This window comes from Streptomyces sp. NPDC033178, from assembly GCF_055577685.1.
On the sequence record NZ_JBVIPT010000002.1, the window covers coordinates 163,832 to 190,786 of the forward strand.

The following is a 26,955-nucleotide window of genomic DNA, read 5'->3' on the forward strand; positions in this document are numbered from 1 at the left end:
CGCGACAAGCCCCCACCGGACCCCCACACCCCCACACCCCCAACCATCAACGGCGAAGGGACCGCCCAAACCCAGAAGCAAGCGGCATCCGCAACCCCAAAGGCGGCGGAGCCGCAAGCGCGTCCTCCACGGGCCGGGCGAAAGCCCGCCCGAACAACGCCCCCATCACAAAATCCTCGGCCAACGCGTGCACCTCATCCCGAAACGCGTGCAACGCATGCCCGTCGGAATGCACCTCGAACCGGCACACATCCCGGTTCGCCTTCTTCGCCCGGGACGCCAGCCGGAACGACAACTCGGGATCGGTCCGCTCGTCGTTCGTGCCGTGCACGATCAGCACCCGCCGCCCCACAAGCTGCTTCACCGGTTCGGGCGGCGCGGCGACATCCTCCTCGGGCAGCCAAGGGGACAACGCCAGCACGGAGTTGACGGCGGTGTGCCCGCCCGAGTGCAGGGCGGCCCGTCCGCCCATGTCCATGCCCGCGAGACACACGGGAACGTCCCCGTACCGCCGTACGACCTCGTCCGCGGCCCACGAGGCGTCCCGGGCCTGGTCCGCCTGTGTGCCGTTCCAGCCCCGGAACCGGTAGTGCACCACGTGCACGACCAGACCGTCGTCCCGTCCCGCGCGGGTCAGCCGGCGCCCCAACGCCCGTACGGACGCGGTCGCCAGCATCGGTGAGGGTCTGCGGGCCGAGGTCTCCTCGCCGCCCGGCAGCAGCAGCACCACGCCGCTCACCGCCGTCGGTTCCGTTCCGAGTGCCCGCCCGAGCCGGGCCGTGCGAACCGGCGTCGCTTGCTGTGCCATGACAGAACAGTGTCAGAAGCGATGGTGTACGCCATCCGTCCGCACGGTCACCGTTACGTATCGACGATTCCGTACAACAGGAGATCTACGCGCGTAGGCGGTAGAGTGCGGAGATGACGAGCCAGACCAAGAACACCCCGAGCTCGGAGCAGATCCGCCGGGCGCCGAAGGTCCTGCTGCACGATCACCTCGACGGGGGCCTGCGCCCCGGGACGATCGTCGACCTGGCCCGCGACACGGGCTACGAAAACCTCCCCGAGACGGACCCCGACAAGCTCGGCATCTGGTTCCGCGAGGCCGCCGACTCCGGTTCCCTGGAGCGGTACTTGGAGACCTTCGCGCACACCTGTGCCGTCATGCAGACCCGCGAGGCGCTCGTCCGCGTGGCCGCCGAGTGCGCCGAGGACCTCGCCGAGGACGGCGTCGTCTACGCCGAGGTGCGGTACGCGCCCGAACAGCACCTCGAAGCCGGGCTCACCCTCGAAGAGGTCGTCGAGGCGGTCAACGAGGGCTTCCGGGAGGGCGAGCGGCTGGCCCGCGAGAACGGCCACCGGATCCGTGTCGGCGCCCTGCTGACCGCCATGCGGCACGCGGCCCGCGCCCTGGAGATCGCCGAACTCGCCAACCGCTACCGCGACCTGGGCGTCGTCGGATTCGACATCGCGGGCGCCGAGGCCGGCTTCCCGCCCACCCGTCATCTGGACGCCTTCGAGTATCTGAAGCGGGAGAACAACCACTTCACGATCCACGCGGGCGAGGCCTTCGGGCTCCCCTCCATCTGGCAGGCCCTCCAGTGGTGCGGCGCCGACCGGCTCGGCCACGGCGTGCGCATCATCGACGACATCCAGGTCCGCGAGGACGGCTCGGTGAAGCTCGGCCGCCTCGCCTCGTACGTACGCGACAAGCGGATCCCCCTGGAGCTGTGCCCCAGTTCCAACCTCCAGACGGGCGCCGCCGACTCGTACGCCGAGCACCCCATCGGGCTGCTGCGGCGGCTGCACTTCCGGGCGACCGTGAACACCGACAACCGTCTGATGTCCGGCACCAGCATGACCCGGGAATTCGAGCACCTTGTCGACGCGTTCGGCTATTCGCTCGACGACATGCAGTGGTTCACAGTCAATGCGATGAAATCAGCATTCATTCCTTTCGATGAACGACTGGCCATGATCAATGACGTCATCAAGCCCGGTTATGCCGAGCTGAAGTCCGAATGGCTGTTCCAGCAAACCGCTTCCACCAGCGGTTCTGTGAGCGAAGAGGGCTGAGGAAGAAGGACGGGAAGCGGCCGGGCGATGACGACTCGGCCGCTTTTCGATGTTTGCGGGGCGAGCTCGCACGTGATTACCGTTTCGGACCGCTCAAATCCCCGTCACAGCATGCAAGGACGAAGATGAAGCAGTCTGCTGCCAAGACCCTCGGTGTCGCCGCTCTCGGTGCCGCCTTCGCCGCCGCCGGCGCGGGTGCTGCCAACGCGGCCCCGGCGGTACCGGACGCCACCTCGGCGCTCTCCACCGCCACCAGCGCGCTGCCGGTGGACGGGGTCACCAAGACCCTGCCCGGCTCGGGCGAGTCGCTCGCCCAGGGTCAGAACGCGCTCGGCAGCGGCCTCGCCGCCGCCCAGCCGGCCGTCGCGAACCTCCTCGCCGAGGGTCCGGCCGCGCCGGTCGCCGGTCTGCTCGGGGGCCTGCCGGTCCAGGGCCTGCCCACGCACGGCCTGCCGGTGAACGGGATTCCGCTGGGCTGAGTCCGGCACCTGAGCACCACCCTTCTCGCGCCGATGGGGCGCACCTGGTTCCGGGTGCGCCCCATCGGTGTTCGTGCTGGTGCGTCACCAGGCCGTACGCGCCGCCTTGCCCTCGGAGGGGAACAGGATCCACAGCGCTATGTAGAGCAGGAACTGCGGTCCCGGCAGCAGACAGGAGACCAGGAAGATCACCCGCATCGTGGTCGCGGAGGTGCCGAAGCGCCGAGCCAGCGCTGCGCACACTCCGCCGATCATCCGGCCGTTGGTGGGGCGGGCAAGGCGGTTCATGAACGGCTCCTTCGTGAGCGTCGGTCCGAGGCCTCCCGTGTGGCTGCCTCATCTGTCGTCAACGCTACGGAGACGAAGGGTGCAAAGCGTCGCTCTAGGGGGCGATCCCGACCCTGGGAATCGTCGGGGTCCGACCCTGAGTCGCCTCCTCGGCCGCCTGCTTCCGGCGGAGGGCGGCGGCGACCCGGCGCCTGCTCTCGGCCCGGCGGCGCAGCAGGGACCGGGCGGCGGGCACCACGGCCACATGGGCCAGCGCCACGCCCACGGTGTTGAGGAGCAGCGAGTCGACGTCCACGACCTGCCCGGGTACCCCGGTCTGCAGGAGCTCGATGCCCAGTGAGAGCAGGGCGCCGGCGGCGACCGTACGCATCAGGGACAGCAGCGGGGAGACGGCGAGCCTGCCGCCCGCCAGCGGCAGCAGCACCCCGAGCGGGGCGAGCAGCAGCAGGCCCTTGCCGATGTTGCGGGCGGCCGCCTCGGGGCCCAGCGCCAGATCGGCCCGGATGCTCGCGAACGGACGCAGATTCGCGGCGCTTACCCACGGCACGTCCAGGGGCCGCAGCGTGACCCAGGCGACAAGCGCGAGATGTGCGACGAGGAGGACACCCCCCGCCGCACGGAAGCGGATCACGGCGCTGCTGCCGTTCGAGCCTTGACGCTGCACGATCCCCAAGACGCGGCCACCGGCAGGATCGGTTCCGTGTGACGGCGGCGCTTGGCCCGCACGGGTGAGGCGTGCGCCACAGACGGGGTCCGGCCGGGGTCCGGCCGGGGTCCGGTCAGGGCCCGCCCGGGAGGGCTCAGGCCCCCTCGGCCTCAGTCTGCGGCGGGGTCTCCGTGCCGGGGCGGGAGCGCACCGCCTCCGTGCACTCGTAGCGGCGCGGGGCGTCCGTGCCGGGCCCGCCGAGCGTCACCGAGTCGCCGTCCGAGGCGGCCGCCGAGTCGCTGAACGTGCAGATGATCTGGGCCAGCGCGTACGGAGTCAGATCCGCGGGCGGTGTGCTCAGGCGCAGCGTGTCGTCCGGTTCGCCGCGGCCCGGGCCGCTCACCGTGAGGCCCTGCGGCACGTCCGTCGTGTAGTTCGCCTGCTTCTCGGCGTCCGACGGGGACTCGGAGAGCTCGTCCAGGAGCGCCTGTGCGGCCCGTACGCGGTCCGTCGCCGCGGGTCCGGCCCCGATGCGCACGGTCCGGTCCACCGGCGCCAGTTGCGAGGAACAGAGCAGGAAGACCTGGACGAGGATCCCACGCGAGGACTGCGTACCGATGTCGGGCTCGTTGAGCGTGCACGGCACCCGGGAGGGCGCGGGACCGAAGTCGGTCGGCACCTCCGTCGCCCGGATCCCGCACCCGGCGAGCGTCACGGCGAGCAACGGCACGGCGAGCGCGAGACGAGCCGCACGCATCCGGCGTACGCCCCCTTCGTAGGCCGCACGCGTCCGGCGTACGCCCCATGCGTGGCGTTCGGACATCACGCGCCCCCCTCGGTGCGGTCGTCGGTGACGGCCGCACCAGGGCCCCCGGAGTTGTCGGGGCTGTCGGGGCTGTCGGTGTCCTCCACCTCCGAGGCGTCTCGCGGCAGGCGCAGGGTGAAGACCGCGCCGCCCTTGGGCGAGTTCGCCGCGGTGATCTCGCCACCGTGGATATGGGCGTTCTCCAGGGCGATGGACAGACCGAGGCCGCTGCCCTCCGAACGCGGCCGGGAGGCGCTCGCCTTGTAGAAGCGGTCGAAGACGTGCGGCAGGACGTCCTCAGGGATGCCGGGGCCGTGGTCCTGGACCTCGATGACCAGGTCGTTGCCCTCGTCGCGCACGCTCACGCGCACCGGGGAGCCACCGTGCTTGAGGGCGTTGCCGATCAGGTTCGCCATGATCACGTCCAGGCGGCGCGGGTCCACCCGTGCCATGAGGCCGCGCTCGGCGTCCAGGTCCACCGCGTCGAGCCAGGCCCGCGCGTCGATGCACGCGGTGATCTGGTCGACGATGTCGACGTTGTCCAGGACGAGCCGGGCCGTGCCCGCGTCGAAGCGGGTGACCTCCATGAGGTTCTCCACCAGGTTGTTCAGCCGCCGGGTCTCGCTGACGACGAGCCGGACGGCGGGCTCGATCATCGGGTCGACGCTGCCGGTCTCCGCGTCGAGCTCCTCCTCCAGCACCTCGGTCACGGCCGTGATCGCGGTCAGCGGCGTCCGCAGCTCGTGCGACATGTCCGCCACGAACCGCCGGGACGCCTGCTCGCGGGCGCTCATGTCCTCGACCCGTTTCTCCAGCGACTCCGCCGTGCGGTTGAACGTCCGTGACAGATCCGCGAGTTCGTCCGTGCCCGACACCCGCAGCCGGGTGTCCAGCTTCCCCTCGCCGAGCCGCCGGGCCGCGGTGCCCAGCCGGTGCACCGGCTTCAGCACGGTCGTCGCGGCGGCCTGCGCGAGCAGCGCCGAGCCGATCAGCGCCAGCCCGGTCGCGATCCCCAGCGACCAGGCCAGGGAGTTGAGGTCCTTGGCCTCGGGCTCCAGCGACTTGAGCATGTATCCGGTGGGCCCGCCGCCGATCACCTTCGCGCCGCCCACGAGATACGGCTTGTCGCCCTGGACTGTCCGCTGCCAGTACAGGTGGTACGTGTACTTGTTGTTCGAGGAGATCTCCTGCTCCTTGTTCACCGCCTTCTGGAGGGACTTCGGTACGTCCTCCAGCGTGAAGGTGTCCAGGTCGGAGTTCCCGCGCACGGTCCTGCCGCTCTCGTCCTCCGCGATCAGCAGCACGCTGAAACGCTGACTGCTGTTCGCCATCTGCCCGGCGGCGCGCTGCAGTTCCCCCTGCGTGGGATGCTGCCGCAGCGCACTGGCGCGGGTCTGCATCGCCTGCTGGAAGTCGCCGAGCACCGCGTCCTGCGTACGGGTGAGCACCGCCTCGCGGTTCAGCCAGTACGCGATCCCGGACGCCGACACGGCGGCGGTGAGCGCGACGAGCCCGAACACCACGACCAGTCGCAGCCGCAGGCTGGTGAAGCGCAGACCCGCCGTTATCGTCTTGCGCGCCGCGGCCCAGCCGCGGAGCTTGTCCTGCGGTTTTGTCACTGAGGACTGTCCAGCCGGTAGCCGACTCCCCGAACGGTACGGATCAGGGTGGGGGAGGACGGCACGTCCTCCACCTTCGCGCGCAGCCGCTGCACACACGCGTCGACGAGCCGTGAGTCGCCGAGGTAGTCGTGCTCCCACACCAGCCGCAGCAACTGCTGGCGGGACAGCGCCTGCCCGGGCCGCCGGCTCAGTTCGAGGAGCAGCCGCAGCTCGGTCGGCGTCAGCTGCAGATCCTCGCCGTTCTTCGTCACGGTCATCGCCGCACGGTCGATGACCAGCGAACCGAAGGTCGCCGCGTCGTTCGCCTCGCGCTCGCCGCGTCGCAGCACGGCCCGGATACGGGCGTCGAGCACACGCCCCTGCACGGGTTTCACCACGTAGTCGTCGGCGCCGGACTCCAGCCCGACCACGACGTCGATGTCGTCACTGCGCGCGGTCAGCAGAATGATCGGCAGCTGGTCCGTACGCCGGATGCGGCGGCACACCTCGAATCCGTCGATGCCCGGCAGCATCACATCGAGGACGATCAGATCGGGCCGTTGCTCGCGCAACAGCTTCAGACCGTCCTCGCCGGTGGCAGCGGTGGCCACCCGGTGTCCCTGGCGCGTCAGAGAGAGCTCCAGGGCCGTCCGGATGGCGTCGTCGTCCTCGATCAGCAACAGGGAAGGCACGGACGTCATTCTGTCCCATGACATGGACGTGTATCGACTGTTGGAGCGCTCCCACACATGTCCCGCGTACGAGTGGGTGGCCGTGTGTCGGATGAGTAGCCGTACGACGCTTCTCTGTGATCGGTCTGTGGGCCGGCTGGGCCGAGCCCCTGTGACAGGTCTGTGACAGTCGGCGGACACCGTCATGAAGTGGCCCCGGCAAGCTTTTGGTCACAGGCAAGGAAGCACCACAGCGAAGTACCGAAGAACCGGAACTCCACGACGGGGGGCGCGAGATGAACACGCTGCACAGCACCAGTACTGGCGCAGTTGTCACGCGGCTCCACGACGTCACGAGGAGCACGGAGAAGTCCGGTGCCGTGAGCGGGCGGGGGTGCGCTCGCGGCACCGGGCGTCAGCACACCGGGTACATGACGGTGGTTGACGCACATGCGGGGGGAAGCAACACGGGGGTTGCCCACGGGGGAACGGGGGCAGCGTACGGGGAGGTCACGGGGGAGCGTCGTTCGGTGTCGGAGGCGGAGTTCACCGCCTACGTCCAGGAGCGCCGCGCCTCCCTGTACGCAACCGCCTACCACCTGACCGGTGACCGCTTCGAGGCCGAGGACCTGCTGCAGAGCGCGCTGTTCTCGACCTACCGGGCGTGGGACCGGATCAGCGACAAGGCCGCGGTCGGGGGCTACCTCCGCCGCACCATGACCAACCTGCACATCAGCGCGTGGCGCCGCCGCAAGCTGAACGAATACCCGACCGAGGAGCTGCCGGAGACGGCCGGCGACACGGACGCGATGCGCGGCACCGAACTGCGCGCCGTCCTGTGGCAGGCGCTCGCCCGGCTGCCCGAACTCCAGCGCACCATGCTGGTCCTCCGTTACTACGAGGGCCGCACGGACCCGGAGATCGCGGAGATCCTCGACATCAGTGTCGGCACGGTGAAGTCCAGCATCTGGCGGTCGCTCCGCCGGCTGCGCGAGGACCAGGTCCTCAGCTTCGGCCGTGACGAGGAAGAGTCCTTCGGGGAGCTTGTCGCCTGAAGGGTGTGGGGGGATGCCCGTCACTCCGGGGGGAGGTAGCGGGCAGGGTGTTCGTCACTCCGGGGGGAGGCGGCGGACAGCACGGGGGAGCAGTACCGGGGGGAACCAACGGGGTCACGGGGGACCACGGGGGAAAACGAGAGTGGGTCCAGGCAGACCGGGGGGTCTGACTGGGCCTCCTTTCGTTTGCGCCCCCTTTTTTTCGCGCTCTTCTTGGCGCCTCGGGCTCTTCCGTGCTTCTCCGCTACTTCTTGTCCTGCTACCTCTCGTCCTGCTTCTTCTCCTTCGCCCTACTTCTTCTCCTTGGCCACGACGGTCTCCGCGCGCTCGATCATGCGCTGCTTGCGGTCGTTCACCGCCGTGAGCGTGGCCTCGTTCTTCTCGATGAGCTGCTTCTGGTGGCCGGACTCGATGGCGTGCCGCTTCGCGACATAGCCGGTCGCGGCCTTGCAGCGGACATCGGCCTCCGCCGTGGCGATCTCCTTGGCGGAGGGCGCGGGGAAGCTCGGGTGCGGGCCGTTCGGGCTGGTCTTCGTGGTGCGCCAGGTCTCGTCGTCGGCCGCCGCGAGCGGGTCCGGATACGTCAGTCCGGCCTTCTGTATACAGGCGCTCCACCGCTTGTCGAGGGCGATGGCCCCGGGGTCCTTCTTCGTGGTGGCGGACGCCTCGAAGAACAGCGTCTGGACCTTCGTCAGATCGTCGGCGGCCCGGTCGGCCAGCGCCGCACGCCGCGCCTGTCCGTGGCAGCCGCCCTCGGGGACGCCGGCCGGGACCTCGGTGGAGGTGCCGCCCTTCTTCTGCGCCTCCTGAGCCGTCCCGGTGTAGACGGCGGCCGCGGCGGGAGTGATCGTCTTGTCCCGCGCCTGTGCTTCCCGCTGCGCCGCCACGGCCTCCTGCCGGGTGACGCCGTCGGGCAGCGGCGGTTTGTAGCCGTACACGCGGACCGAATCCAGGTCCGTGGGCCCGTACTTGCGGGCGTTGAGCGGAATGCCGGCCCCGGACGCCTCGTACGCGGGCCAGCTCACGCCGAACTTCTTCAGACAGGGACCGGCCAGGACGCGGACCGCGTGGTCGACCGTCGAGGTCTCCGCGGCGGTCGGGCGGTAGGCGTCCAGCGGGTAGGCCTTGGGCGCGTTGGCGAACGAGGTGGCGACGACCGGTTCGGTGTCCTTGCCGTTCCGCTCGTCCCGGGCGGTGTCGCCGCTGCCGCCGCAGCCGGTGGCGAGGAGTGCGGTGGCGGCCGCCAGGGGGATCATCGCGCGGGCCCCGGTCACCGGGCTCGTCCTGTTACGCATGTTTCAGATGATCATTCGTGATGCGAACCGGTCAAGGGGCTGAAGGGGCCGGGCGGTTCGAACGTATGTGTTCTGGTCATGATCATCGGCATTTCGGCCATTGTTCGGAGTGATCGTTTGGCGTGTCGGCCCATGTGCCAAGGTCACCTGCGCAATCGCTCCGCAACGAAGGGCAGGAAATGAGAAGAGCACGAGGTCTTCTGGCGGCGTCGGCGATGTCCGTCGCGGCGGTCTTCGCCGCGATCACGCCCGCGCAGGCGGCCAGTTACGACGGCAGCTGCAACGTGGACGAGGCGTGCCTCTACCGCAACCTGGACTACACGGGCGGTGTCTACGACACGCTGAACAGCAAGAAGACCTACAGCGGGATGACCTACTACGGCACCTCGACCGCCACCGACAACTCGGTGAGCTCGGCCAAGAACCGTGACCCCGACAGCAACCTGTGGTTCTACTCGGGCACCAACTGGACCGGCGACTCCTGGGGCCTGCCGGCCGGCGCCAACACGAACTTCTCCGGTTCGTTCGACAACACGCCGTCCTCGCACTGCTGGAGCGGCGCGACCGCGGGCTGTCCCGCGGGCTGACGGCGAGCCGCGCCGCCGGGGGAGGTGCCGCTACGCCGTCGTCGGGCGTGGTGCCGCGCAGTGCCCGGCGGTCGCGGCGGCCAGCCGGTCCAGGGCCTCGCCCTTGTCGCAGGGGTACGCGCCGAGCGCGGTCTGCCGGGCCACGATCGACCGCTCGGCCCGCATCAGCCGCCAGCCGCGACGCAGCAGGAACGGCACCGACTTGCGCCCCTCCCGCAGATCCCGCAGGAACCGCCGCCGGAACGTGGCAACCGCCCCCCGGTTCAGGCACAGCGCGTCGGCGAGCACCCCGGCCTCGCGGCACCGCGCCACGATCTCCGCGGCGAAGATGCCCTCCGCGATGAAGGCGGGCGCCCCCTCGATGTCGACACTCTCCTCGCCCGTACGCGCGCTGAGGGAGATGTCGTACATCGGAACGCCGGCACGCCCGTTGCGGCACAGCTCCGATATCGCCGCGACCGCGGCATCCGCGTCCCAGGACAGCGGGTGGTCCCAGTCGATGTCCGAACTCCCCGCCACCTGCGGCAGCGTCGGGTCGTCGCCCTCTTTGTAGAAGTCGTCGAGCCGCAGTACCGGGAGACCGGAGCGGGCCGCGACCAGGGACTTGCCGGAGCCCGAGGGGCCGCACAGCAGCACGACGCGGGCGGTTGTCGCGGAATTCGGGAGATGTGAACTCACGAGACACCAGTCTGACGCATCGAGCGCCGCCGGCCGACCCCGCGGGTCGCCTTTGGAGCGGGCATCACACCTCAACTACCCTTCGTGTCGACCTGATTACTTTGCGCAGCAGAAGGTGGCAGCAGCCATGGCACGATTCCCGGCCTCCCAGAACCCGACCGCCCGGCGCGCGTTGCTGGCCCTCACGACCGCGGGCATCGCGGTGGGCGTGGGAGCGACCTCGGCGGCCGCGGACACCGAGCCCGTCCTCGACGTCGTCCGCACCCGGCCCACCTCACTGGGCAACGTCAACCCCCAGGCGGGTGTCCAGGCGCTCACCGGGACCGTCGGTTACGTGACCGGTCCGGTCGCGGGTCTCAAGCCCAACCCGCTGGCCGGCACGGGTGTCGACCCCCTCGACAACGGGCTCGCCACCCAGGTCGCCGACTTCCCGCCGCTGGCCACGACCATGCTGACGGCCCCGGTCGCCCAGGCCCAGTCGCTGGGCGCCGTTCCGGTGCTGGGGCCGGCGACGGGTCTGCTGCGCTGAGCCGTACGGCAGAGAGCCGTACAGCAGGGAGTCGTGCAACGGCCGGTCGTGCAACAGCCGGTCGTGTGGCGGCGGGTCGTGCGAAGGGCCAAGAGAGAGCCGCGCCTCCCCCGGACGGTGGGGAAGCGCGGCTCTCCGTCTTCGGCGGCCGTCGGTACGGCGAACGCCGTGGCCGTCGTTACGACGAACGCGGTGGCCGTCAGTACGACGAGCCGGAGGCGCCCAGTGCGCCCGTCGGGTGCCAGACCGTCTTCGTTTCGAGGAAGGCGGTGAGGCGCTCGATGCCCGGATTCGCAAAGTAGTCCGGGTCGTCCACAGCCTGTGGACGGACGACCCGCTTGAGGTTGTCCGCGGCCGCGACCTCCAGTTCCTTCGCCAGTACGTCGTCCGCGCCCGCGAGGTCGATCGCGTTGACGTCCTGGTGCGCGGCCAGCGGGGCCGCGATCTCCGCCGTCTTTCCGGTGAGGATGTTGACGACCCCGCCCGGAACGTCGGAGGTGGCCAGCACCTCGCCCAGCGACAGTGCCGGGAGCGGGGACTTCTCGCTCGCGATCACGATCACCGTGTTGCCGGTCGCGATCACCGGGGCGATCACCGAGACCAGCCCGAGGAACGACGACTCCTGGGGGGCCAGGACCGTCACCACACCCGTCGGTTCGGGGGTGGAGAGGTTGAAGTACGGGCCCGCGACCGGGTTTCCGCCGCCCACGACCTGGGCGATCTTGTCGGTCCAGCCCGCGTACCAGACCCAGCGGTCGATCGCCGCGTCGACGACCGCCGCCGCCTTGGACTTCGAGAGTCCTTCCGAGTCCGCGACCTCTCGTACGAACTGGTCCCTGCGGCCCTCCAGCATCTCCGCGACGCGGTAGAGGACCTGGCCGCGGTTGTACGCCGTCGCGCCGGACCAGCCGCCGAAGGCCTTGCGGGCGGCGACGACCGCGTCACGGGCGTCCTTGCGGGAGGAGAGCGGCGCGTTGGCCAGCCACTTGCCCTTCGTGTCGGTCACCTCGTACACCCGGCCGCTCTCGCTGCGGGGGAACTTGCCCCCGACGTACAGCTTGTAGGTCTTGAAGACGCTCAGGCGCTGCTGCTCCGCCTTCTCGGTGTCCTTGGGCTTCTCGGTGTTCTTGGGCTTCTCAGACATCGAGGTACGCCTCCAGGCCGTGGCGGCCGCCCTCGCGGCCGAAGCCCGACTCCTTGTAACCGCCGAACGGTGACGTGGGGTCGAACTTGTTGAACGTGTTGGACCAGATCACGCCCGCGCGCAGCTTGTTCGCGACGGCCAGGATCCGGGAGCCCTTCTCCGTCCAGATGCCCGCGGAGAGGCCGTACTGGCTGTTGTTGGCCTTGGCGACCGCCTCGTCGGGCGTGCGGAAGGAGAGGACGGACAGGACCGGGCCGAAGATCTCGTCGCGGGCGATGGTGTGCGCCTGGGTGACGTTCGTGAAGAGCGTCGGGGCGAACCAGTAGCCGGAGGAGGGGAGTTCGCAGGCCGGGGACCAGCGCTCGGCGCCCTCGGCCTCGCCCTGCTCGACGAGCGTGGTGATGCGCGAGAGCTGCTCGGCGGAGTTGATCGCGCCGATGTCCGTGTTCTTGTCGAGCGGGTCGCCCAGGCGAAGGGTCGACAGGCGACGCTTCAGGGAGTCCAGCAGCTCGTCCTGGATCGACTCCTGGACCAGCAGCCGGGAGCCCGCGCAGCAGACCTGGCCCTGGTTGAAGAAGATGCCGGAGACGATGCCCTCGACGGCCTGGTCGATGGGAGCGTCGTCGAAGACGATGTTCGCGCCCTTGCCGCCCAGTTCGAGCGTGACCTTCTTCCTGGTGCCCGCCACCTGGCGGGCGATCGCCTTGCCTACGGCCGTGGAGCCGGTGAAGGCCACCTTGTTCACGTCCGGGTGCTCGACGAGGGCCGCGCCCGTGTCGCCGTACCCCGGAAGGATGTTGACGACGCCCTTGGGGAGGCCCGCCTGGCGGCAGATGTCCGCGAAGAAGAGAGCGGAGAGCGGGGTCGTCTCGGCGGGCTTGAGCACGACCGTGTTGCCCGTCGCCAGCGCAGGGGCGATCTTCCACGCGAGCATCAGGAGCGGGAAGTTCCAGGGGATGACCTGGCCCGCGACGCCGAGGGGCCTCGGGTTCGCGCCGAAGCCGGCGTGGTCGAGCTTGTCCGCCCAGCCCGCGTAGTAGAAGAAGTGCGCGGCGACCAGCGGGAGGTCCGCGTCGCGGGTCTCCTTGATGGGCTTGCCGTTGTCGAGGGTTTCGAGGACGGCCAGCTCGCGGGAGCGTTCCTGGATGATCCGGGCGATGCGGAACAGGTACTTGGCGCGCTCGGAGCCGGGGAGCGCGGACCACTTCCCGAAGGCCTTGCGGGCGGCCTTCACCGCGCGGTCGACGTCCGCCTCGCCCGCCTGGGCGATCTCGGAGAGGACCTCTTCGGTGGAGGGGGAGACGGTCTTGAAGACCCTGCCGTCCGCCGCCTCCACGAACTCGCCGTCGATGAACAGGCCGTACGAGGGCGCGATGTCGACGACCGAGCGGGACTCGGGCGCCGGTGCGTACGCGAAAGCGGAGGACCGCTTTTCGGTGTTTTCCGTGGTCATGGTGATCAGTCCACCGTCACGTAGTCGGGGCCGGAGTAGCGGCCGGTGGCCAGCTTCTGCCGCTGCATCAGCAGATCGTTCAGGAGCGAGGAAGCGCCGAAGCGGAACCAGTGGTTGTCCAGCCAGTCCTCGCCCGCGGTCTCGTTGACCACGACCAGGAACTTGATGGCGTCCTTGCTGGTGCGGATGCCGCCGGCGGGCTTCACGCCGACCTGTACGCCGGTCTGCGCGCGGAAGTCGCGGACCGCCTCCAGCATCAGCAGGGTGTTCGAGGGAGTCGCGTTCACCGCCACCTTGCCGGTGGACGTCTTGATGAAGTCCGCCCCCGCCAGCATGCCGAGCCAGCTCGCGCGGCGGATGTTGTCGTACGTCGACAGCTCGCCCGTCTCGAAGATGACCTTGAGGCGGGCCGCCCCTGAGGCCTCCTTCACGGCGACGATCTCCTCGTACACCTTCGCGTAGTTGCCCGCGAGGAACGCTCCGCGGTCGATGACCATGTCGATCTCGTCGGCGCCCGCGGCGACGGCGTCCCGCACGTCGGCCAGCTTCACGTCCAGCGCGGCGCGGCCGGCCGGGAAGGCGGTGGCGACCGAGGCGACCTTCACGCCGGAGCCGGCTACGGCCTCCTTGGCGGTGGCCACCATGTCGGGATAGACGCAGACGGCGGCGGTCGACGGGGCCGTGCGGTCCGTGGGGTCGGGGCGGACCGCCTTGGCGCCGAGCGCCCGGACCTTGCCCGGGGTGTCCGCGCCTTCCAGCGTCGTCAGGTCGACCATCGAGATGGCGAGGTCGATGGCGTACGCCTTCGCGGTGGTCTTGATGGAACGGGTGCCGAGGGAGGCGGCGCGGGCCTCCAGGCCGACCGCGTCCACGCCGGGGAGTCCGTGGAGGAAGCGGCGCAGTGTGCTGTCGGACGTGGTCACGTCTGTGAGTGCGTGTGCTGCGGGTGCAGTGGTGGGCATGGTCACCAGACGAGCATATCTACGCGCGTAGCGGCTGTACAGCCCCGGGGTTGGGTGAGGGGGTGGGTGGGCGGTGCATGGGATTTCGCCCCCGCCGCCCCTACCCATTCCCGTCCCTTACTCAGGGGCTCCGCCCCCGAACCCCCGCTCCTCAAACGCCGGAGGGGCTGGATTTGTCGGGGCTGGAAATCAGCCCCGCGGGGCGTCGGGCAGAATCGGGGGTATGACGACGCCCGACCAGCAGCCGACCGTGCCGGAGACGCCGGATCCTCAGTTCAAGGATCGGGTCTATCGGTCGCCCTCCGGTATCGCGGGTGGGGTGCTGTTGCTCGCGATCGCGGGGTGGCTCGGGATCGATGCGCTGGTCACCGGGGAGGGGCGGGCGCCGTGGGTGGCGCTGGCCGCGCTGATTTTCCTGGTTCCGCTGGTGCTCGCGTTCACCGTGCGTCCGGCCGTGTACGCCAACGAGCGGCGGCTGCGTATCCGTAACCCCTTCCGGGTGATCGTGCTGCCCTGGGGGACGGTCGAGGCGTTCAGGTCGGGCTACTCGAACGAGGTGCTCGACAAGGCCGGCGCCAAGTACCAGGTGTGGGCCGTGCCCGTCTCTCTCCGGGGCCGCAAGCGGGCCGCGCGGCGTGAGGCGCGCGGGGAGGCCCGCGGTGCCGCGGCGGCTGCCCGTGGCGGTCAGCAGCACCATGCCGCGGCGGTGGCCACCGGCCCCGTGCGGGCCGCGGGCGACCAGGTCATGGAGGAGCTGCGCGAGCTGCTGGAGGCCCGGGGCAAGGATCCGCGGGCGCAGGGTGAGGTGTCGGTGCGGTGGGCGTACGAGATCGTGGCGCCCGCGGTGGCCGGTGCCGTGCTGCTGGCGATCCTGCTGGCGGTCGGCTGAGGCCGGCGGGGCCGGTTGACGGCCGGCGTGCCGGTTGACGTCCGCCGGGGCCGGCGAGGCCGCCTGGGGCGAGGCCGTCGGGGACGTGCTCTTGCCTCTTCCGATTTCTTGAGCCTTCTCATGGCTTTACGTGGCCCGACGTCCCCGTGTGTTTGAGGCGATGGGCGCGCCCGGCCGTACGAGAGGGCAGCACCTCGGTGGGGGCGGAGGCGGTCCGGTGGCCCGGGCAGGGGCGTCCGGTCGCTACTGTCACCACCTGTGCCGGCGCCGGTGTCACCACCGGCGTTCCCACGCGATCCAGGAGTGCATGTGTCGTACGACGAGCCGCTGCGACTGCCCGTGGCCGCGATACCCGAGGGCTGCCGGGACTGGACGGCCGGGCGGGCCGGCGGCTGGTCGGCCGCGCTGCCTCCCCGCTGGTCGTTCCTGCGGGTGCGCAGGTCGATCGCGGCAGCCGTGTCCACCTTCGCGCTGTGCGCGGGCGCCTGGGCGGCGATGCTCGGCGGACTGTGGCCGCTCGTCGCCGCCGGATTCGCGGTGTACATCCTCTGGGTGCTCGCACGGCCGGAGCTGGTCTGGGTCGGTGCGCCCGTCCTGCTGCTGGCGCTCGCCGTGGAGGCGCGGTCGCTGCCGTGGGCCCTGACCGCCGTCCTGGCGTTCGCCGTGGTGGTCACCTGGGCCGCCGTCGCCGTACGTCTGCGGGCCCGGAGCGGTCAGCTCGAACGGGCGCTGGAGGCCGCCGGGGACATCGCGGCCCGGACCCCGGACGCGGACGCCGTGCTCCTGCGCGGCCGTTTCCTGCTCCCGCTCGGCCTCACCGTGCTCGGGCTCGGCGTGCTCACCGGTGCCACCGCGGGCCTGTGGGGCACCGCCGACGACGAGCGGGGCTCCTGGGTCATGGCCATCTACCTGGCCGGGCTCGCCGTGACCGCCCTGGCCTCGGCGTGGCTGGGCCGCCGCCGGGCCCTCGCGCTGCGCCGGACCCCCGCGCCCGTACTGCGCGTCCTCGTACGCGACGACGCGCAGGGCACCACGGAGGTGTACGCGGCGGACGACCTCGCCGCGGTGCGCCCGCTCTTCACGGTGGACCTGACGTCGTACGACGGTGAGGAGCCGGACGACGACGAGGACGAGGACGACGAGGACGGCGAAGGAGGCGACGAGGAACTGGAGCGGCTCCTCGACGCGGTGGACGACGACACGCCCGGGCCGGTCCGCGAGGCCGTCCTCTACGGCGCTCCCTTCGACGGTGCCGAAATCGTGGTCGTCAGCGCCGACGAGGACCCGGACCAGCCGCCGCTCACGGAGTGGTCGACGGGACCGGTCCGGCCGCTGTCGCCGAGCGCGGGCATGAGACGGGTCGCCAAGGAGAAGGCCCGCGAGGAGCAGAACCGCCAACTGGAGGAACAGGCACGGGAGCTGGTCGTCGACCGGCCGCCCGTCCCGGTCCGCCGCTGGCGTGCGGGCTGGCTCGACTGGGTGGCCGCGGGGCTCCTCGTGCTCTGGGGTGCCTGGTTCGTCGCGATGTGGTTCTCCGAGTCCGGAGCGCCTCTCTGGAAGCTGGCCCTCCTCGGCGTACTCGGTCTCTACGGAGTCGTACGCGTCCCCCTGAAGCTCGCCTGGCGCATCACCGCCGACCGCTCGGGCCTGTGGGTCACCGGACTGCGCGGCCCCCGGCACGTCCCCTGGGACGACATCCGCTCCGTACGCCGTCAGTCCTTCGAGCTGAAGCTCCGCTGGCGCGGCGACGACTGGTCGGTCGCGGCCCCGCGCTGGGCGTGGTTCGAGCGACGGCAGGGCCTGGTCCATCCCTACGACGCCCTGGCGGCCGAACTCACCGCCATGCGTACGGACCCCGCGCTGCGGCCTACCGGAGAGAGCACCGCACCCGAACGGGGGCGCCCGCTCTGGCCGTTGGTCTTGGTACTGGGACTGGTGTGGGCGGCGGTGCTGGTGGTGTGGGGCTGAGACTGAGGTGAGCGAGCGCGCGCGGCCCACGTCGCTCGTGCCCGACCGGCAACCTCCGCCGGAGTCGGCGGCGACCTGAGGGTGAAATCCCGTCCCCCACCAAGGGAGTTCATCGTGCACAGACACTTGGCGCGGCTGGTCACCGTTCTCGCCGCGCTGGTCGCGCTGGTCGCCTTGCCCCTCACGTCGGTGTCCCCGGCGAAGGCCGCCGACCAGTGGAACCCGCCCGCGAACCTCGTACAGCCGCTGGGCGAGGTGTGGAACCACGTCTCGACGACCTACCCGGACCTCTACGGCTTCCGCAACTACGGCTGGGACCAGGTCATGGCCAACCGGGGAAGCATCAACTACTGCGTCCGCTGGGAGTCCGACGCCCCGGTCAGCACCGATCTGCGTGACCGGATCCACGCGGCCCTGAAGAAGCAGTTCGGCAAGTGGACGGCGGCCATGGTGGACAACGGCGCGGGCCACAACGCCTGGCCGTACACCAGTGTGCCGGTCAACATCGTCGGCTGGGCGGTGAAGAACCGTTCGACCCTCCAGTGGACCGACAACTCCGTCGACATCTACACCGGCCTCGACGGCGGCGGCGCCCCGCAGTGCGCGCCCGACTGCGGCCGCTTCTTCCACCAGGACGGCAACTACTCTCGCTGCCCGGGCGGCGCGGCCCGGCACTACGACCAGTCCCTCTGGCTCACCAAGGGCTTCCAGGGCGGCGCCGGCGGCGACTGGGGCCAGCGCGTCGGCCAGGAGTACTTCACGGGCGCCCTGTCGCAGGAGAACATCCACATCTACCTGCACGAGGTCGGCCACACCTTCGGCCTCGACGACTTCTACGACTGGACCCCGACCGGTCAGTGCTGCTTCCTCATGAAGGCGGGCAGCGCCGCGCAGATCACGGAGTTCGACAAGTGGATGTTCCGGGACTTCTGGCGCCATCTGAAGAGCCGGTACGGGCTGTGACGTCCGGTGGCTGACAGGGGTGCCCGCTGACAGGGATGCCCGCTGAGAGGGGTGTCCGACGGGGCCGCGGTGACACGCCCCCGTCGGGTATCCGTCCGGCCCTCAGATGCCCGCGGCCGCCGACAGGTCCCGCTTGATCGTCGTCAGGAGTTCCGTCGCCTTCGCGCGGGCCGCCGGGAGGTTGTCGTGGGTGCCCACCGGGACCACGACCTCCAGGTAGCACTTCAGCTTCGGCTCCGTACCGCTCGGGCGGACGATGACGCGGGCGCCGTCCAGCGTGTAGCGCAGGCCGTCCGTGGGCGGGAGCGTGTCCGTGCCCTGCGTCAGGTCCTCGGCCTTGGTGACGGCCAGACCCGCGAGGCGCGTGGGCGGCTGCTCGCGCAGACGGCGCATCGCGTCCGAGATGAGGGAGAGGTCGTCCACGCGGACCGAGAGCTGGTCCGTGGCGTGCAGCCCGTGCTCGACCGCGAGATCGTCGAGGAGATCGAGGAGGGTACGGCCCTCGGACTTGAGCTCCGAGGCCAGTTCCGTGATGAGGAGGGCCGCCGTGATGCCGTCCTTGTCCCGTACGCCCTCGGGGTCCACGCAGTAGCCCAGCGCCTCCTCGTAGCCGTACCGCAGGTCCTCCACCCGGGCGATCCACTTGAAGCCCGTCAGCGTCTCCTCGTACGGGAGGCCCGCCTTCTCGGCGATCCGGCCGAGGAGCGAGGACGAGACGATCGACTCCGCGAACGTGCCCCGCGCGCCCCGGCGGACGAGGTGCTCGGCGAGGAGCGCGCCCACCTCGTCGCCGCGCAGCATGCGCCAGTCCCCGCTGCCCCCGCCGTCCTTGACGGCCGCCGCGCAGCGGTCCGCGTCCGGGTCGTTCGCGATGATCAGGTCCGGATCCGTCTCGCGGGCCTTCGCGAAGGCCAGGTCCATCGCGCCGGGCTCTTCCGGGTTGGGGAAGGCGACGGTCGGGAAGTCGGGGTCGGGGTCGGCCTGTTCGGCGACGAGGACCGGCTCGGGGAAGCCGGCCCGGGCGAACGCCGCCAGGAGGGTCTCCTTGCCGACGCCGTGCATCGCCGTGTAGACCGTGCGGGCCGTACGCGGGGACCCGGCGGCCAGCACCGCGTCCGTACGCTCCAGATAGGCGTCCAGGACGCCGTCGTCGAGGGTCTCCCAGCCGCTGTCAGGGCGGGGGACGTCGGCCAGGCTCGCGATCGCGGCGATCTCCGCGGCGATCTCGGTGTCCGCCGGGGGCACGATCTGGGAGCCGTCGCCGAGGTAGACCTTGTAGCCGTTGTCGCGCGGGGGGTTGTGGCTGGCCGTGACCTCCACGCCCGCCACCGCGCCCAGGTGCCTTATGGCGTACGCGAGTACGGGCGTGGGAAGGGGGCGGGGGAGCACGGCGGCGCGCAGGCCCGCGCCCGTCATGACCGCCGCCGTGTCGCGGGCGAAGTCGGCGGACTTGTGGCGGGCGTCGTAGCCGACGACGACGAGGCCGCCCGGCTGTCCCTTGGCCTTGAGATACGCGGCGAGCCCCGCGGCGGCGCGGATGACCACCGAGCGGTTCATGCGCATCGGGCCGGCGCCCAGCTCGCCCCGCAGGCCCGCCGTGCCGAACTGGAGGGTGCCGCTGAAACGTGCGGCGAGCTCCGCCGTGTCCTCGGCGTCGATCAGCTTGGCGAGTTCCTCACGGGTTTCCGCGTCGGGGTCCTCGGCCAGCCATGCCTTGGCCCGTGCGGTGAGTCCGTCCTGCACGTTTGGTCAACCTCTCTCTTTGCCTGTTGTCCTGTGGTGCCGCGTGCCCGTCCTGTTCCTGGGGGCTGCGCCCCCAGACCCCCCTATCGGCCTGAACGGCCTCGTCCTCAAACGCCGGACGGGCTGGATGGGCTCGGAGTATTCAGCCCCTCCGGCGTTTGAGGAGCGGGGGTTCGGGGGCGGAGCCCCCGAGGGGACTACAACCGGTCCAGAACCTGGGTCAGCAGCGCACCCATGTGGGTGGCCGAGTCGCGGCCCGCCTGGAGGACCTCCTCGTGGTTGAGGGGCTCGCCGGTCATCCCGGCGGCGAGGTTGGTGACGAGGGAGATGCCGAGCACCTCCGCACCGGCCTCACGCGCGGCGATGGCCTCAAGTGTGGTGGACATGCCCACCAGATCCGCCCCGATCACCCGCGCCATCCGAATCTCCGCGGGCGTCTCATAGTGCGGGCCGGGGAACTGCGCGTACACCCCCTCTTCGAGGGTCCCGTCGATCTCCTTGCACAGCGCGCGCAGCCGCGGCGAGTACAGATCCGTCAGATCGACGAAGTTCGCGCCGACGATCGGCGACGCCGCCGTCAGGTTGATGTGGTCGCTGATGAGGACCGGTTGCCCGGGCCGCATGCCCTCGCGCAGCCCCCCGCAGCCGTTGGTCAGCACGATCGTCTTGCAGCCGGCGGCCACGGCGGTACGGACGCCGTGCGCGACGGCGGCGACACCGCGGCCCTCGTAGAAGTGGGTGCGGCCCAGGAACACGAGAGCGCGCTTGTCGCCGATCTGGTACGAGCGGACCTTGCCGCCGTGCCCCTCGACCGCCGGCGGCGGGAAACCGGGCAGCTCGGTGACCTGGAACTCGGCCGCTGGGTCGCCGAGGGCGCCCACGGCCGGTGCCCAGCCGGAGCCCATCACGAGAGCGACGTCGTGGGTCTCGGCGCCCGTCAGTTCCCGTACGCGCACGGCGGCGGCGTCGGCGGCGGCGTACGGGTCGCCCTGGATGTCGTCCGGAAGAAGAGATGCGTTCACGCGCACGAGGGTAGCCGGTCCGGGCCTACGCGCGTAGATGGTGATGGTCACGGGATTGCGATCGTTGTCTTGTTGTTTCCGCCGAAGGTCCCGGAGGAGGCCGGGGGAGGGGCGTGCGCGGGGCCGTCCGCGTGACTCCCGTGCGTCAGCAGGGGCGCTTGCGCAGCTCCATCACGTAGTCGTGCGGGGCTCCTGCCGATTCGGCCGCGTCGGCGATCTCGCCGAGGTAGCGGGCCGAGGGGAGCCCTCCCTCGTAGCCGTTGAGGACGTAGACCCATGCGGCCTCCTCGCCCTCCAGCGTGTGGATCCGCACCCGCATCCGCCGGTAGACGTCCAGGCCGACGCCCTCCCAGCGGTCCATGGACTCCTCGTCCGGGGGCGCGATGTCGTACAGGGCGACGAAGACCTGTGAGCGCGGGGCCTCGACGATGGTGGCCAGTGCGCCCTCCCAGCCCATGTGCTCGCCGCCGAACGTCAGCCGCCAGCCGTTCAGCCACCCGGTGGCGCGCAGCGGCGAGTGCGGAGCGCGGCGCGTCATGAGCCGCGGGTCGAGATTGCCGGCGTACGCGGCGTAGAGCGACATGGATCGAGAGTACGGCAGCGAACGCGTCCGCCTCTCCCGTAACCGGAGCACCCGGATTCCGTATCCGGTTCCGTGTCCGGGCCGAGGGGATTCCGTGTCCGGGCCGCCCGGATCCCGTGCCCGCGCCGCCCGGATCCCGTGATCCTCGCCCCGTCGGCGGCCCCCGGGCGGAAGCACCTTGAAGCGTGCGGGACAATGGAGTACGTGACTCGGATCGTGATCATTGGTGGCGGACCCGGCGGATACGAGGCGGCCCTGGTGGCCGCCCAGCTCGGCGCGGAGGTGACCGTCGTCGACTGCGACGGTCTGGGCGGGGCGTCGGTGCTCACCGACTGCGTCCCGTCGAAGACCCTGATCGCGACGGCGGAGGTGATGACCACCTTCGACTCGTCGTACGAGGAGCTGGGGATCATCGTCGCCGATGACACTCCTCACATCGACACGCCCGCGCGCGTCGTCGGTGTCGACCTCGGGAAGGTCAACCGCCGTGTGAAGCGGCTCGCGCTCGCCCAGTCGCACGACATCACCGCCTCCGTGACGCGCGCCGGTGCCCGGGTGCTCCGCGGCCGCGGGCGGCTCGAAGGCATGCAGGCCCTGGACGGCTCGCGCAAGGTCGTCGTACGGGCCGCCGACGGCAGCGAGGAGACGCTCGTCGCCGACGCCGTGCTCATCGCCACCGGCGGGCACCCCCGCGAGCTGCCCGACGCGCAGCCGGACGGGGAGCGGATCCTCAACTGGACGCAGGTCTACGACCTCGACGAGCTGCCCGAGGAGCTCATCGTCGTCGGGTCCGGTGTCACCGGAGCCGAGTTCGCCGGCGCCTACCAGGCCCTCGGCTCGCGCGTCACGCTCGTCTCCAGCCGCGACCGCGTGCTGCCGGGCGAGGACCCGGACGCGGCCGCCGTCCTGGAGGACGTGTTCCGGCGGCGCGGGATGAACGTCATGGCCCGCTCGCGCGCCGCGTCCGCCAAGCGCGTCGGCGACCGCGTCGAGGTGACGCTCGCCGACGGCCGGGTCATCACCGGCTCGCACTGTCTGATGGCCGTCGGCGCCATCCCCAACAGCAGCGGGATGGGCCTCGAAGAGGCCGGGGTCAAGCTCCACGAGTCGGGGCACATCTGGACCGACAAGGTCTCCCGCACCACCGCCCCGGGCGTGTACGCCGCCGGTGACGTGACCGGCGTCTTCGCACTCGCCTCCGTGGCCGCCATGCAGGGGCGCATCGCCATGTACCACTTCCTCGGCGACGCGGTGAACCCGCTGAACCTCAAGACGGTCTCGTCGAACGTCTTCACCGACCCCGAGATCGCCACCGTCGGCTACTCCCAGGCCGACGTCGACGGCGGCGTCATCGACGCCCGGGTCGTCAAGCTGCCCCTGCTGCGCAACCCGCGCGCCAAGATGCAGGGCATCCGCGACGGCTTCGTCAAGATCTTCTGCCGCCCGGGCACCGGGATCGTCGTCGGCGGTGTGGTCGTCTCGCCGCGCGCCTCGGAGCTCATCCACCCGATCTCGCTCGCGGTCGACAACAACCTGACCGTCGAACAGATCGCGAACGCCTTCACCGTGTACCCGTCCCTGTCGGGTTCGATCGCAGAGGTGGCCCGGCAGCTGCACACCCGGAAGACCGAGGGCGAATCCTGACGGTGGTGTAGGACGTTCCCCGCTGGTCACGGGGATCGTCGGCCCTTTGGTGACGGTGAGTCGCCGCCCATTCGTGCGGCATAGGCGCCGCGATTAGGCGCGTATACCACTTCGTGCCCCGCGGTGCGAACAACTTCTGTTATTCGGCGCAAACTGCTGAAAGCAGACGGTCGTTGGGGTTACTGTCAGTTTCGTGTTCGCTGCAGAACGTCGCCAATTGATCCTCGAAATGGTGCGAGCGAATGGGGCCGTGTCGCTCCGTGAGCTCGCCCGCGTCGTCCAGACCTCCGAAGTGACCGTACGGCGGGACGTGCGCGCACTGGAGGCAGAAGGACTCCTCGACCGCCGGCATGGCGGTGCGGTATTGCCGGGCGGGTTCACGCGGGAGTCCGGCTTTCCGCAGAAATCTCATCTCGCGACCGCCGAGAAGACGGCCATCGCCGATCTCGCCGCAAGTCTCGTCGAAGAGGGCGAGGCCATTGTGGTGGGGGCGGGAACCACGACACAGGAGCTGGCCCGCCGGCTCGCGCGGGTCCCCGGTCTGACCGTCGTCACCAACTCGCTGCTGGTGGCCCAGGCGTTGGCCCACGCCAACCGCGTGGAGGTCGTGATGACCGGCGGCACCCTGCGCGGTTCCAACTACGCCCTGGTCGGCAGTGGGGCCGAGCAGTCCCTCCAGGGGCTGCGGGTCTCCCGGGCCTTCCTGTCGGGGAGCGGACTGACCGCCGAGCGCGGCCTGTCCACCTCCAACATGCTGTCGGCGTCCGTCGACCGCGCGCTGGTGCAGGCGGCCGCCGAGGTCGTCGTCCTCGCCGACCACACCAAGCTCGGCACCGACACGATGTTCCAGACCGTGCCGACCGACGTGATCACCCGGCTCGTCACCGACGAGCCGCCCGCCCACGACGACCGCGCGGGCACCGAACTGCAGGCCCTGGCGGACCAGGGCGTACAGATCGCGGTGGCCGGAGCCGGCGGTGCGGGCGGGGATACGGTCCCGGCGGGGCGTCAGCCGCCGCGCCGGGACGTGCCGCTCCCCGGCCCCAGGCGTGGCCAGGTCCCCGGCGGAGGCCCGCAGTTGCGCAGTGCGGCCGCGGTGCTGGGGGAACGGGAACAGCCCCAGAGCGAGCGGGCGCGGGTCGCGGACCTGCGTCGACGCTGACGGGCGGCCGGCCGCCCGGCCCGGATCCTGACGGACGACGGTCCAGTTCGTACGTCGGGAAGCGTGGCCGAGCACGTACGTCGTCCGTGTGTGTGTCGGCAGTGCGAGCGCTCGGTGTGCGGGGCGTCAGGCCTTCAGGCCCCGCAGGGTCAGTGTCAGCAGGCGGTCGGCCAACTCCGGATCGTCCGGGGTCTCTTCGGCCGCCAGCGCGATCGCGTTGGTCAGCTGAAGCAGGTCGCCGATGGAGACGTCGGAGCGCACGGCGCCCGCCCTCTGCGCACGGGCGAGCAGGGCGCTGCCCGCCTCACGCATCGGACCGCTGCACCGGGCGAGTTCCGACGCGTCGTCGTGCGAGGCCGCCATGAGCGCACGCGCCAGACCGCGGTACTCACTCGCATGAGTGATGATGGCGCGCAGCCACGCCACGAGCGCCGTGCACGGCTGCGGGTCGTCCAGTAGTTCGCGCGAGAGGTCGAGAAGATCGCTCACCGCGTCCGAGAAGACCGAGCTCAGCAGCGCGTGGCGGTTCGGGAAGTGCCGGTACAGCGTGCCGATGCCTACCCCGGCCCGTCTGGCCACGTCCTCCAGGGACGCGTCCGCGCCGAACTCGGCGAACGCCGTCCGTGCCTCGGAGACCAGTCGCTCGTGGTTGCGGCGGGCGTCGGCGCGCATACCTGCCGGTGGCTTGGCCATGTGATTCACCTAGCCTCTCCTGCGTGCCGGGGGTGGGATGGTGCCCGATCTCAACTCGTCTGCCCCCTTGTTGTTGTTCGGGGGCCGCGGGTGCGTTGTGGCTGGTCGCGCAGTCCCCCGCGCCCCTGACGGGGCTGCGCCTCCCTGAGGGGCCCGCCCCTGACGGGGCCGGGTGCTGAACCCGAGGCGCCCGACGCACAGGCTAATCCTGTTCGTCGGGCGCCTCGGGACGGTGGGTGCGGATCAGTCCTTGATCTCGCAGATGACGGCGCCGGAGGTGACGGAGGCGCCGACCTCGGCGGACAGGGCCTTGACGGTGCCCGAGCGGTGGGCGTTGAGGGGCTGCTCCATCTTCATGGCCTCAAGGACGACGACGAGGTCGCCCTCCTTGACCTCCTGGCCCTCCTCGACGGCGACCTTGACGATGGTGCCCTGCATGGGGGAAGCGAGGGTGTCGCCGGAGGCGGCAGGGCCCGACTTCTTGGCCGCGCGGCGCTTGGGCTTGGCACCGGCCGCGAGGCCGGTACGGGCCAGCGACATGCCCAGGGAGACCGGCAGGGAGACTTCCAGGCGCTTGCCGCCGACCTCGACGACGACCGTCTCGCGGCCCGGCTCGTCCTCCACCTCGGTGTCCGTGGGAGCCGCGAACGGCTTGATCTCGTTGACGAACTCGGTCTCGATCCAGCGGGTGTGGACCGTGAACGGCTCGGCGGAGCCGCTCAGTTCGGGGGCGAACGCCGGGTCCTTCACCACCGCGCGGTGGAAGGGGATCGCGGTCGCCATGCCCTCGACGTCGAACTCGGCCAGCGCGCGGGCGGCCCGCTGCAGGGCCTGCTCGCGGGTGGCGCCGGTGACGATCAGCTTGGCGAGCAGGGAGTCCCAGGCCGGGCCGATGACCGAGCCGCTCTCCACGCCCGCGTCCAGCCGCACACCCGGACCCGACGGCGGGGCGAACACCGTCACCGTGCCGGGGGCGGGCAGGAAGTTGCGGCCCGGGTCCTCGCCGTTGATGCGGAACTCGAAGGAGTGGCCGCGCAGTTCCGGGTCGCCGTAGCCGAGCTCCTCGCCGTCGGCGATGCGGAACATCTCGCGGACCAGGTCGATGCCGGCGACCTCCTCGGTCACCGGGTGCTCCACCTGCAGGCGGGTGTTGACCTCCAGGAAGGAGATCGTGCCGTCCGTGCCGACCAGGAACTCCACGGTGCCCGCGCCGACGTAACCGGCCTCCTTGAGGATGGCCTTCGAGGACGAGTACAGCTCGGCGACCTGCTCGTCGGACAGGAACGGCGCGGGCGCCTCCTCGACCAGCTTCTGGTGCCGACGCTGCAGCGAGCAGTCGCGCGTCGACACGACGACCACGTTGCCGTGGCTGTCGGCCAGGCACTGGGTCTCCACGTGCCGCGGCTTGTCGAGGTAGCGCTCCACGAAGCACTCGCCGCGGCCGAAGGCGGCCACCGCCTCGCGGACGGCCGAGTCGTACAGCTCGGGGACTTCTTCCAGGGTGCGGGCGACCTTCAGGCCGCGGCCGCCGCCGCCGAAGGCCGCCTTGATGGCGATCGGCAGGCCGTGCTGCTCGGCGAAGGCCACGACCTCGTCGGCGCCGGACACCGGGTCGGGGGTGCCGGCCACCAGTGGGGCGCCGGCGCGCTGGGCGATGTGGCGGGCGGCGACCTTGTCGCCCAGGTCGCGGATGGCCTGCGGGGGCGGGCCGATCCAGATCAGCCCGGCGTCCAGGACCGCCTGCGCGAAGTCGGCGTTCTCGGAAAGGAAGCCGTAGCCGGGGTGGATGGCGTCGGCGCCGGAGTCCTTTGCGGCCTGCAGCACCTTGGTCATGTCGAGGTAGCTGGTCGCGGGGGTGTCACCGCCCAGCGCGAACGCCTCGTCCGCGGCCCGCACATGCAGTGCGTCCCGGTCCGGGTCGGCGTACACCGCCACGCTCGCGATACCGGCGTCTCGGCACGCCCGGGCGACACGAACAGCGATTTCGCCACGGTTGGCGATCAACACCTTGCGCACGTT

The 26,955-nt window shown here is 70.9% G+C and carries 26 protein-coding genes; 10 read left to right on the top strand and 16 right to left on the bottom strand.

Annotated features, from left to right (window positions below; all coding sequences use genetic code 11):
* Window positions 1–46 precede the first annotated feature (46 nt).
* Window positions 47–808 (bottom strand): alpha/beta hydrolase, encoded by a 762-nt coding sequence (locus ACZ5VQ_RS04690; RefSeq protein ID WP_307521901.1) that lies wholly within the window; start codon window positions 806–808, stop codon window positions 47–49.
* A 113-nt stretch (window positions 809–921) separates the two neighbouring features.
* Here ACZ5VQ_RS04690 and ACZ5VQ_RS04695 point away from each other — a divergent pair, with 113 nt between their 5' ends.
* A complete protein-coding gene (locus ACZ5VQ_RS04695; protein WP_469103683.1) occupies window positions 922–2,076 on the top strand; it encodes an adenosine deaminase in 1,155 nt (384 codons plus the stop codon).
* Between the two features lie 125 nt (window positions 2,077–2,201).
* Entirely contained in the window at window positions 2,202–2,555 is a 354-nt protein-coding gene (locus ACZ5VQ_RS04700; RefSeq protein ID WP_469103684.1) for an ATP-binding protein, read from the top strand.
* Between the two features lie 84 nt (window positions 2,556–2,639).
* On the opposite strand, the gene ACZ5VQ_RS04705 is transcribed toward ACZ5VQ_RS04700, so the two are convergent.
* The 5 genes from ACZ5VQ_RS04705 to afsQ1 form a co-directional block, all read right to left on the bottom strand.
* Window positions 2,640–2,843 carry a PspC domain-containing protein gene (locus ACZ5VQ_RS04705; protein WP_143644509.1) on the bottom strand — a complete coding sequence of 68 codons (204 nt, stop codon included), beginning with the start codon at window positions 2,841–2,843 and terminating at the stop codon, window positions 2,640–2,642.
* 94 nt (window positions 2,844–2,937) lie between these two features.
* Window positions 2,938–3,507 (bottom strand): VanZ family protein, encoded by a 570-nt coding sequence (locus tag ACZ5VQ_RS04710; RefSeq protein WP_469103685.1) that lies wholly within the window; start codon window positions 3,505–3,507, stop codon window positions 2,938–2,940.
* Window positions 3,508–3,643: 136 nt separating this feature from the next.
* A complete protein-coding gene (locus ACZ5VQ_RS04715; protein ID WP_469103686.1) occupies window positions 3,644–4,312 on the bottom strand; it encodes a hypothetical protein in 669 nt (222 codons plus the stop codon).
* Window positions 4,312–5,913, bottom strand: coding sequence for an ATP-binding protein (locus ACZ5VQ_RS04720; protein WP_469103687.1), 1,602 nt, complete (start codon window positions 5,911–5,913; stop codon window positions 4,312–4,314). Before ACZ5VQ_RS04720 ends, ACZ5VQ_RS04715 begins: the two co-directional genes overlap by 1 nt.
* A complete protein-coding gene (gene afsQ1, locus ACZ5VQ_RS04725) occupies window positions 5,910–6,587 on the bottom strand; it encodes a two-component system response regulator AfsQ1 (RefSeq protein ID WP_055611283.1) in 678 nt (225 codons plus the stop codon). Before afsQ1 ends, ACZ5VQ_RS04720 begins: the two co-directional genes overlap by 4 nt.
* A gap of 275 nt (window positions 6,588–6,862) precedes the next feature.
* Here afsQ1 and ACZ5VQ_RS04730 point away from each other — a divergent pair, with 275 nt between their 5' ends.
* Window positions 6,863–7,621: a SigE family RNA polymerase sigma factor gene (locus ACZ5VQ_RS04730; protein WP_362072168.1), complete on the top strand. Its 759-nt coding sequence runs from the start codon at window positions 6,863–6,865 to the stop codon at window positions 7,619–7,621.
* 290 nt (window positions 7,622–7,911) lie between these two features.
* Here the strand turns inward: ACZ5VQ_RS04730 and ACZ5VQ_RS04735 are convergent, their stop codons facing one another.
* A complete protein-coding gene (locus ACZ5VQ_RS04735) occupies window positions 7,912–8,916 on the bottom strand; it encodes a hypothetical protein (protein WP_469103688.1) in 1,005 nt (334 codons plus the stop codon).
* Between the two features lie 179 nt (window positions 8,917–9,095).
* Between ACZ5VQ_RS04735 and ACZ5VQ_RS04740 the strand changes: the two genes are divergently transcribed.
* Complete coding sequence (locus ACZ5VQ_RS04740) at window positions 9,096–9,503, top strand: peptidase inhibitor family I36 protein (RefSeq protein ID WP_362072164.1); 408 nt, start codon at window positions 9,096–9,098, stop codon at window positions 9,501–9,503.
* 30 nt (window positions 9,504–9,533) lie between these two features.
* Here the strand turns inward: ACZ5VQ_RS04740 and ACZ5VQ_RS04745 are convergent, their stop codons facing one another.
* Window positions 9,534–10,181, bottom strand: a complete 648-nt coding sequence (locus ACZ5VQ_RS04745) for a uridine kinase family protein (RefSeq protein ID WP_469103689.1) — start codon at window positions 10,179–10,181, stop codon at window positions 9,534–9,536.
* Between the two features lie 127 nt (window positions 10,182–10,308).
* On the opposite strand from ACZ5VQ_RS04745, the gene ACZ5VQ_RS04750 reads away from it, so the two are divergent.
* The gene (locus ACZ5VQ_RS04750) at window positions 10,309–10,710 is read left to right on the top strand and encodes a hypothetical protein (protein ID WP_469103690.1); all 402 of its coding nucleotides are present in this window, start codon (window positions 10,309–10,311) and stop codon (window positions 10,708–10,710) included.
* Window positions 10,711–10,909: 199 nt separating this feature from the next.
* Here the strand turns inward: ACZ5VQ_RS04750 and ACZ5VQ_RS04755 are convergent, their stop codons facing one another.
* The 3 genes from ACZ5VQ_RS04755 to deoC are packed head-to-tail and all read right to left on the bottom strand — an operon-like array spanning window position 10,910 to window position 14,269.
* Complete coding sequence (locus tag ACZ5VQ_RS04755) at window positions 10,910–11,854, bottom strand: aldehyde dehydrogenase family protein (RefSeq protein ID WP_469103691.1); 945 nt, start codon at window positions 11,852–11,854, stop codon at window positions 10,910–10,912.
* A complete protein-coding gene (locus ACZ5VQ_RS04760) occupies window positions 11,847–13,307 on the bottom strand; it encodes an aldehyde dehydrogenase family protein (RefSeq protein WP_469103692.1) in 1,461 nt (486 codons plus the stop codon). Before ACZ5VQ_RS04760 ends, ACZ5VQ_RS04755 begins: the two co-directional genes overlap by 8 nt.
* A 5-nt stretch (window positions 13,308–13,312) precedes the next feature.
* A complete protein-coding gene (deoC, locus tag ACZ5VQ_RS04765; RefSeq protein ID WP_307531258.1) occupies window positions 13,313–14,269 on the bottom strand; it encodes a deoxyribose-phosphate aldolase in 957 nt (318 codons plus the stop codon).
* A 223-nt stretch (window positions 14,270–14,492) separates the two neighbouring features.
* Between deoC and ACZ5VQ_RS04770 the strand changes: the two genes are divergently transcribed.
* From ACZ5VQ_RS04770 to ACZ5VQ_RS04780, 3 genes are all read left to right on the top strand, one after another.
* Entirely contained in the window at window positions 14,493–15,158 is a 666-nt protein-coding gene (locus tag ACZ5VQ_RS04770) for a PH domain-containing protein (protein ID WP_469103693.1), read from the top strand.
* 309 nt (window positions 15,159–15,467) lie between these two features.
* Window positions 15,468–17,126, top strand: a complete 1,659-nt coding sequence (locus ACZ5VQ_RS04775) for a hypothetical protein (protein ID WP_469103694.1) — start codon at window positions 15,468–15,470, stop codon at window positions 17,124–17,126.
* A 114-nt stretch (window positions 17,127–17,240) separates the two neighbouring features.
* Window positions 17,241–18,089, top strand: a complete 849-nt coding sequence (locus ACZ5VQ_RS04780; RefSeq protein WP_469103695.1) for a hypothetical protein — start codon at window positions 17,241–17,243, stop codon at window positions 18,087–18,089.
* 102 nt (window positions 18,090–18,191) lie between these two features.
* Here the strand turns inward: ACZ5VQ_RS04780 and ACZ5VQ_RS04785 are convergent, their stop codons facing one another.
* The 3 genes from ACZ5VQ_RS04785 to ACZ5VQ_RS04795 form a co-directional block, all read right to left on the bottom strand.
* Complete coding sequence (locus tag ACZ5VQ_RS04785) at window positions 18,192–19,832, bottom strand: phospho-sugar mutase (protein WP_469103696.1); 1,641 nt, start codon at window positions 19,830–19,832, stop codon at window positions 18,192–18,194.
* A gap of 197 nt (window positions 19,833–20,029) precedes the next feature.
* Window positions 20,030–20,854, bottom strand: a complete 825-nt coding sequence (locus ACZ5VQ_RS04790; RefSeq protein WP_362072146.1) for a purine-nucleoside phosphorylase — start codon at window positions 20,852–20,854, stop codon at window positions 20,030–20,032.
* A 145-nt stretch (window positions 20,855–20,999) separates the two neighbouring features.
* Window positions 21,000–21,437, bottom strand: coding sequence for a gamma-glutamylcyclotransferase family protein (locus ACZ5VQ_RS04795; RefSeq protein WP_055615596.1), 438 nt, complete (start codon window positions 21,435–21,437; stop codon window positions 21,000–21,002).
* 195 nt (window positions 21,438–21,632) lie between these two features.
* Between ACZ5VQ_RS04795 and ACZ5VQ_RS04800 the strand changes: the two genes are divergently transcribed.
* Window positions 21,633–23,081, top strand: a complete 1,449-nt coding sequence (locus ACZ5VQ_RS04800; RefSeq protein WP_200396197.1) for an NAD(P)H-quinone dehydrogenase — start codon at window positions 21,633–21,635, stop codon at window positions 23,079–23,081.
* 193 nt (window positions 23,082–23,274) lie between these two features.
* Window positions 23,275–24,243, top strand: coding sequence for a DeoR/GlpR family DNA-binding transcription regulator (locus ACZ5VQ_RS04805; protein ID WP_307521881.1), 969 nt, complete (start codon window positions 23,275–23,277; stop codon window positions 24,241–24,243).
* Between the two features lie 126 nt (window positions 24,244–24,369).
* On the opposite strand, the gene ACZ5VQ_RS04810 is transcribed toward ACZ5VQ_RS04805, so the two are convergent.
* Together ACZ5VQ_RS04810 and ACZ5VQ_RS04815 are read right to left on the bottom strand one after the other, a co-directional pair.
* Entirely contained in the window at window positions 24,370–24,936 is a 567-nt protein-coding gene (locus tag ACZ5VQ_RS04810) for a TetR/AcrR family transcriptional regulator (protein WP_469103697.1), read from the bottom strand.
* A gap of 243 nt (window positions 24,937–25,179) precedes the next feature.
* Window positions 25,180–26,952, bottom strand: coding sequence for an acetyl/propionyl/methylcrotonyl-CoA carboxylase subunit alpha (locus tag ACZ5VQ_RS04815; RefSeq protein ID WP_469103698.1), 1,773 nt, complete (start codon window positions 26,950–26,952; stop codon window positions 25,180–25,182).
* Between the last annotated feature and the right edge of the window lie 3 nt (window positions 26,953–26,955).

Coding starts and splice junctions, on each gene's coding strand:
- ACZ5VQ_RS04795 (WP_055615596.1), bottom strand. CDS start 21,437: ATGTCGCTCTACGCCGCGTACGCCGGCAATCTCGACCCGCGGCTCATG.
- ACZ5VQ_RS04730 (WP_362072168.1), top strand. CDS start 6,863: ATGAACACGCTGCACAGCACCAGTACTGGCGCAGTTGTCACGCGGCTC.
- ACZ5VQ_RS04810 (WP_469103697.1), bottom strand. CDS start 24,936: ATGGCCAAGCCACCGGCAGGTATGCGCGCCGACGCCCGCCGCAACCAC.
- ACZ5VQ_RS04700 (WP_469103684.1), top strand. CDS start 2,202: ATGAAGCAGTCTGCTGCCAAGACCCTCGGTGTCGCCGCTCTCGGTGCC.
- ACZ5VQ_RS04695 (WP_469103683.1), top strand. CDS start 922: ATGACGAGCCAGACCAAGAACACCCCGAGCTCGGAGCAGATCCGCCGG.
- ACZ5VQ_RS04740 (WP_362072164.1), top strand. CDS start 9,096: ATGAGAAGAGCACGAGGTCTTCTGGCGGCGTCGGCGATGTCCGTCGCG.
- ACZ5VQ_RS04760 (WP_469103692.1), bottom strand. CDS start 13,307: ATGACCACGGAAAACACCGAAAAGCGGTCCTCCGCTTTCGCGTACGCA.
- ACZ5VQ_RS04750 (WP_469103690.1), top strand. CDS start 10,309: ATGGCACGATTCCCGGCCTCCCAGAACCCGACCGCCCGGCGCGCGTTG.
- ACZ5VQ_RS04705 (WP_143644509.1), bottom strand. CDS start 2,843: ATGAACCGCCTTGCCCGCCCCACCAACGGCCGGATGATCGGCGGAGTG.
- ACZ5VQ_RS04715 (WP_469103686.1), bottom strand. CDS start 4,312: ATGTCCGAACGCCACGCATGGGGCGTACGCCGGACGCGTGCGGCCTAC.
- deoC (WP_307531258.1), bottom strand. CDS start 14,269: ATGCCCACCACTGCACCCGCAGCACACGCACTCACAGACGTGACCACG.
- ACZ5VQ_RS04770 (WP_469103693.1), top strand. CDS start 14,493: ATGACGACGCCCGACCAGCAGCCGACCGTGCCGGAGACGCCGGATCCT.
- ACZ5VQ_RS04755 (WP_469103691.1), bottom strand. CDS start 11,854: ATGTCTGAGAAGCCCAAGAACACCGAGAAGCCCAAGGACACCGAGAAG.
- ACZ5VQ_RS04735 (WP_469103688.1), bottom strand. CDS start 8,916: ATGCGTAACAGGACGAGCCCGGTGACCGGGGCCCGCGCGATGATCCCC.
- ACZ5VQ_RS04800 (WP_200396197.1), top strand. CDS start 21,633: ATGGAGTACGTGACTCGGATCGTGATCATTGGTGGCGGACCCGGCGGA.
- ACZ5VQ_RS04690 (WP_307521901.1), bottom strand. CDS start 808: ATGGCACAGCAAGCGACGCCGGTTCGCACGGCCCGGCTCGGGCGGGCA.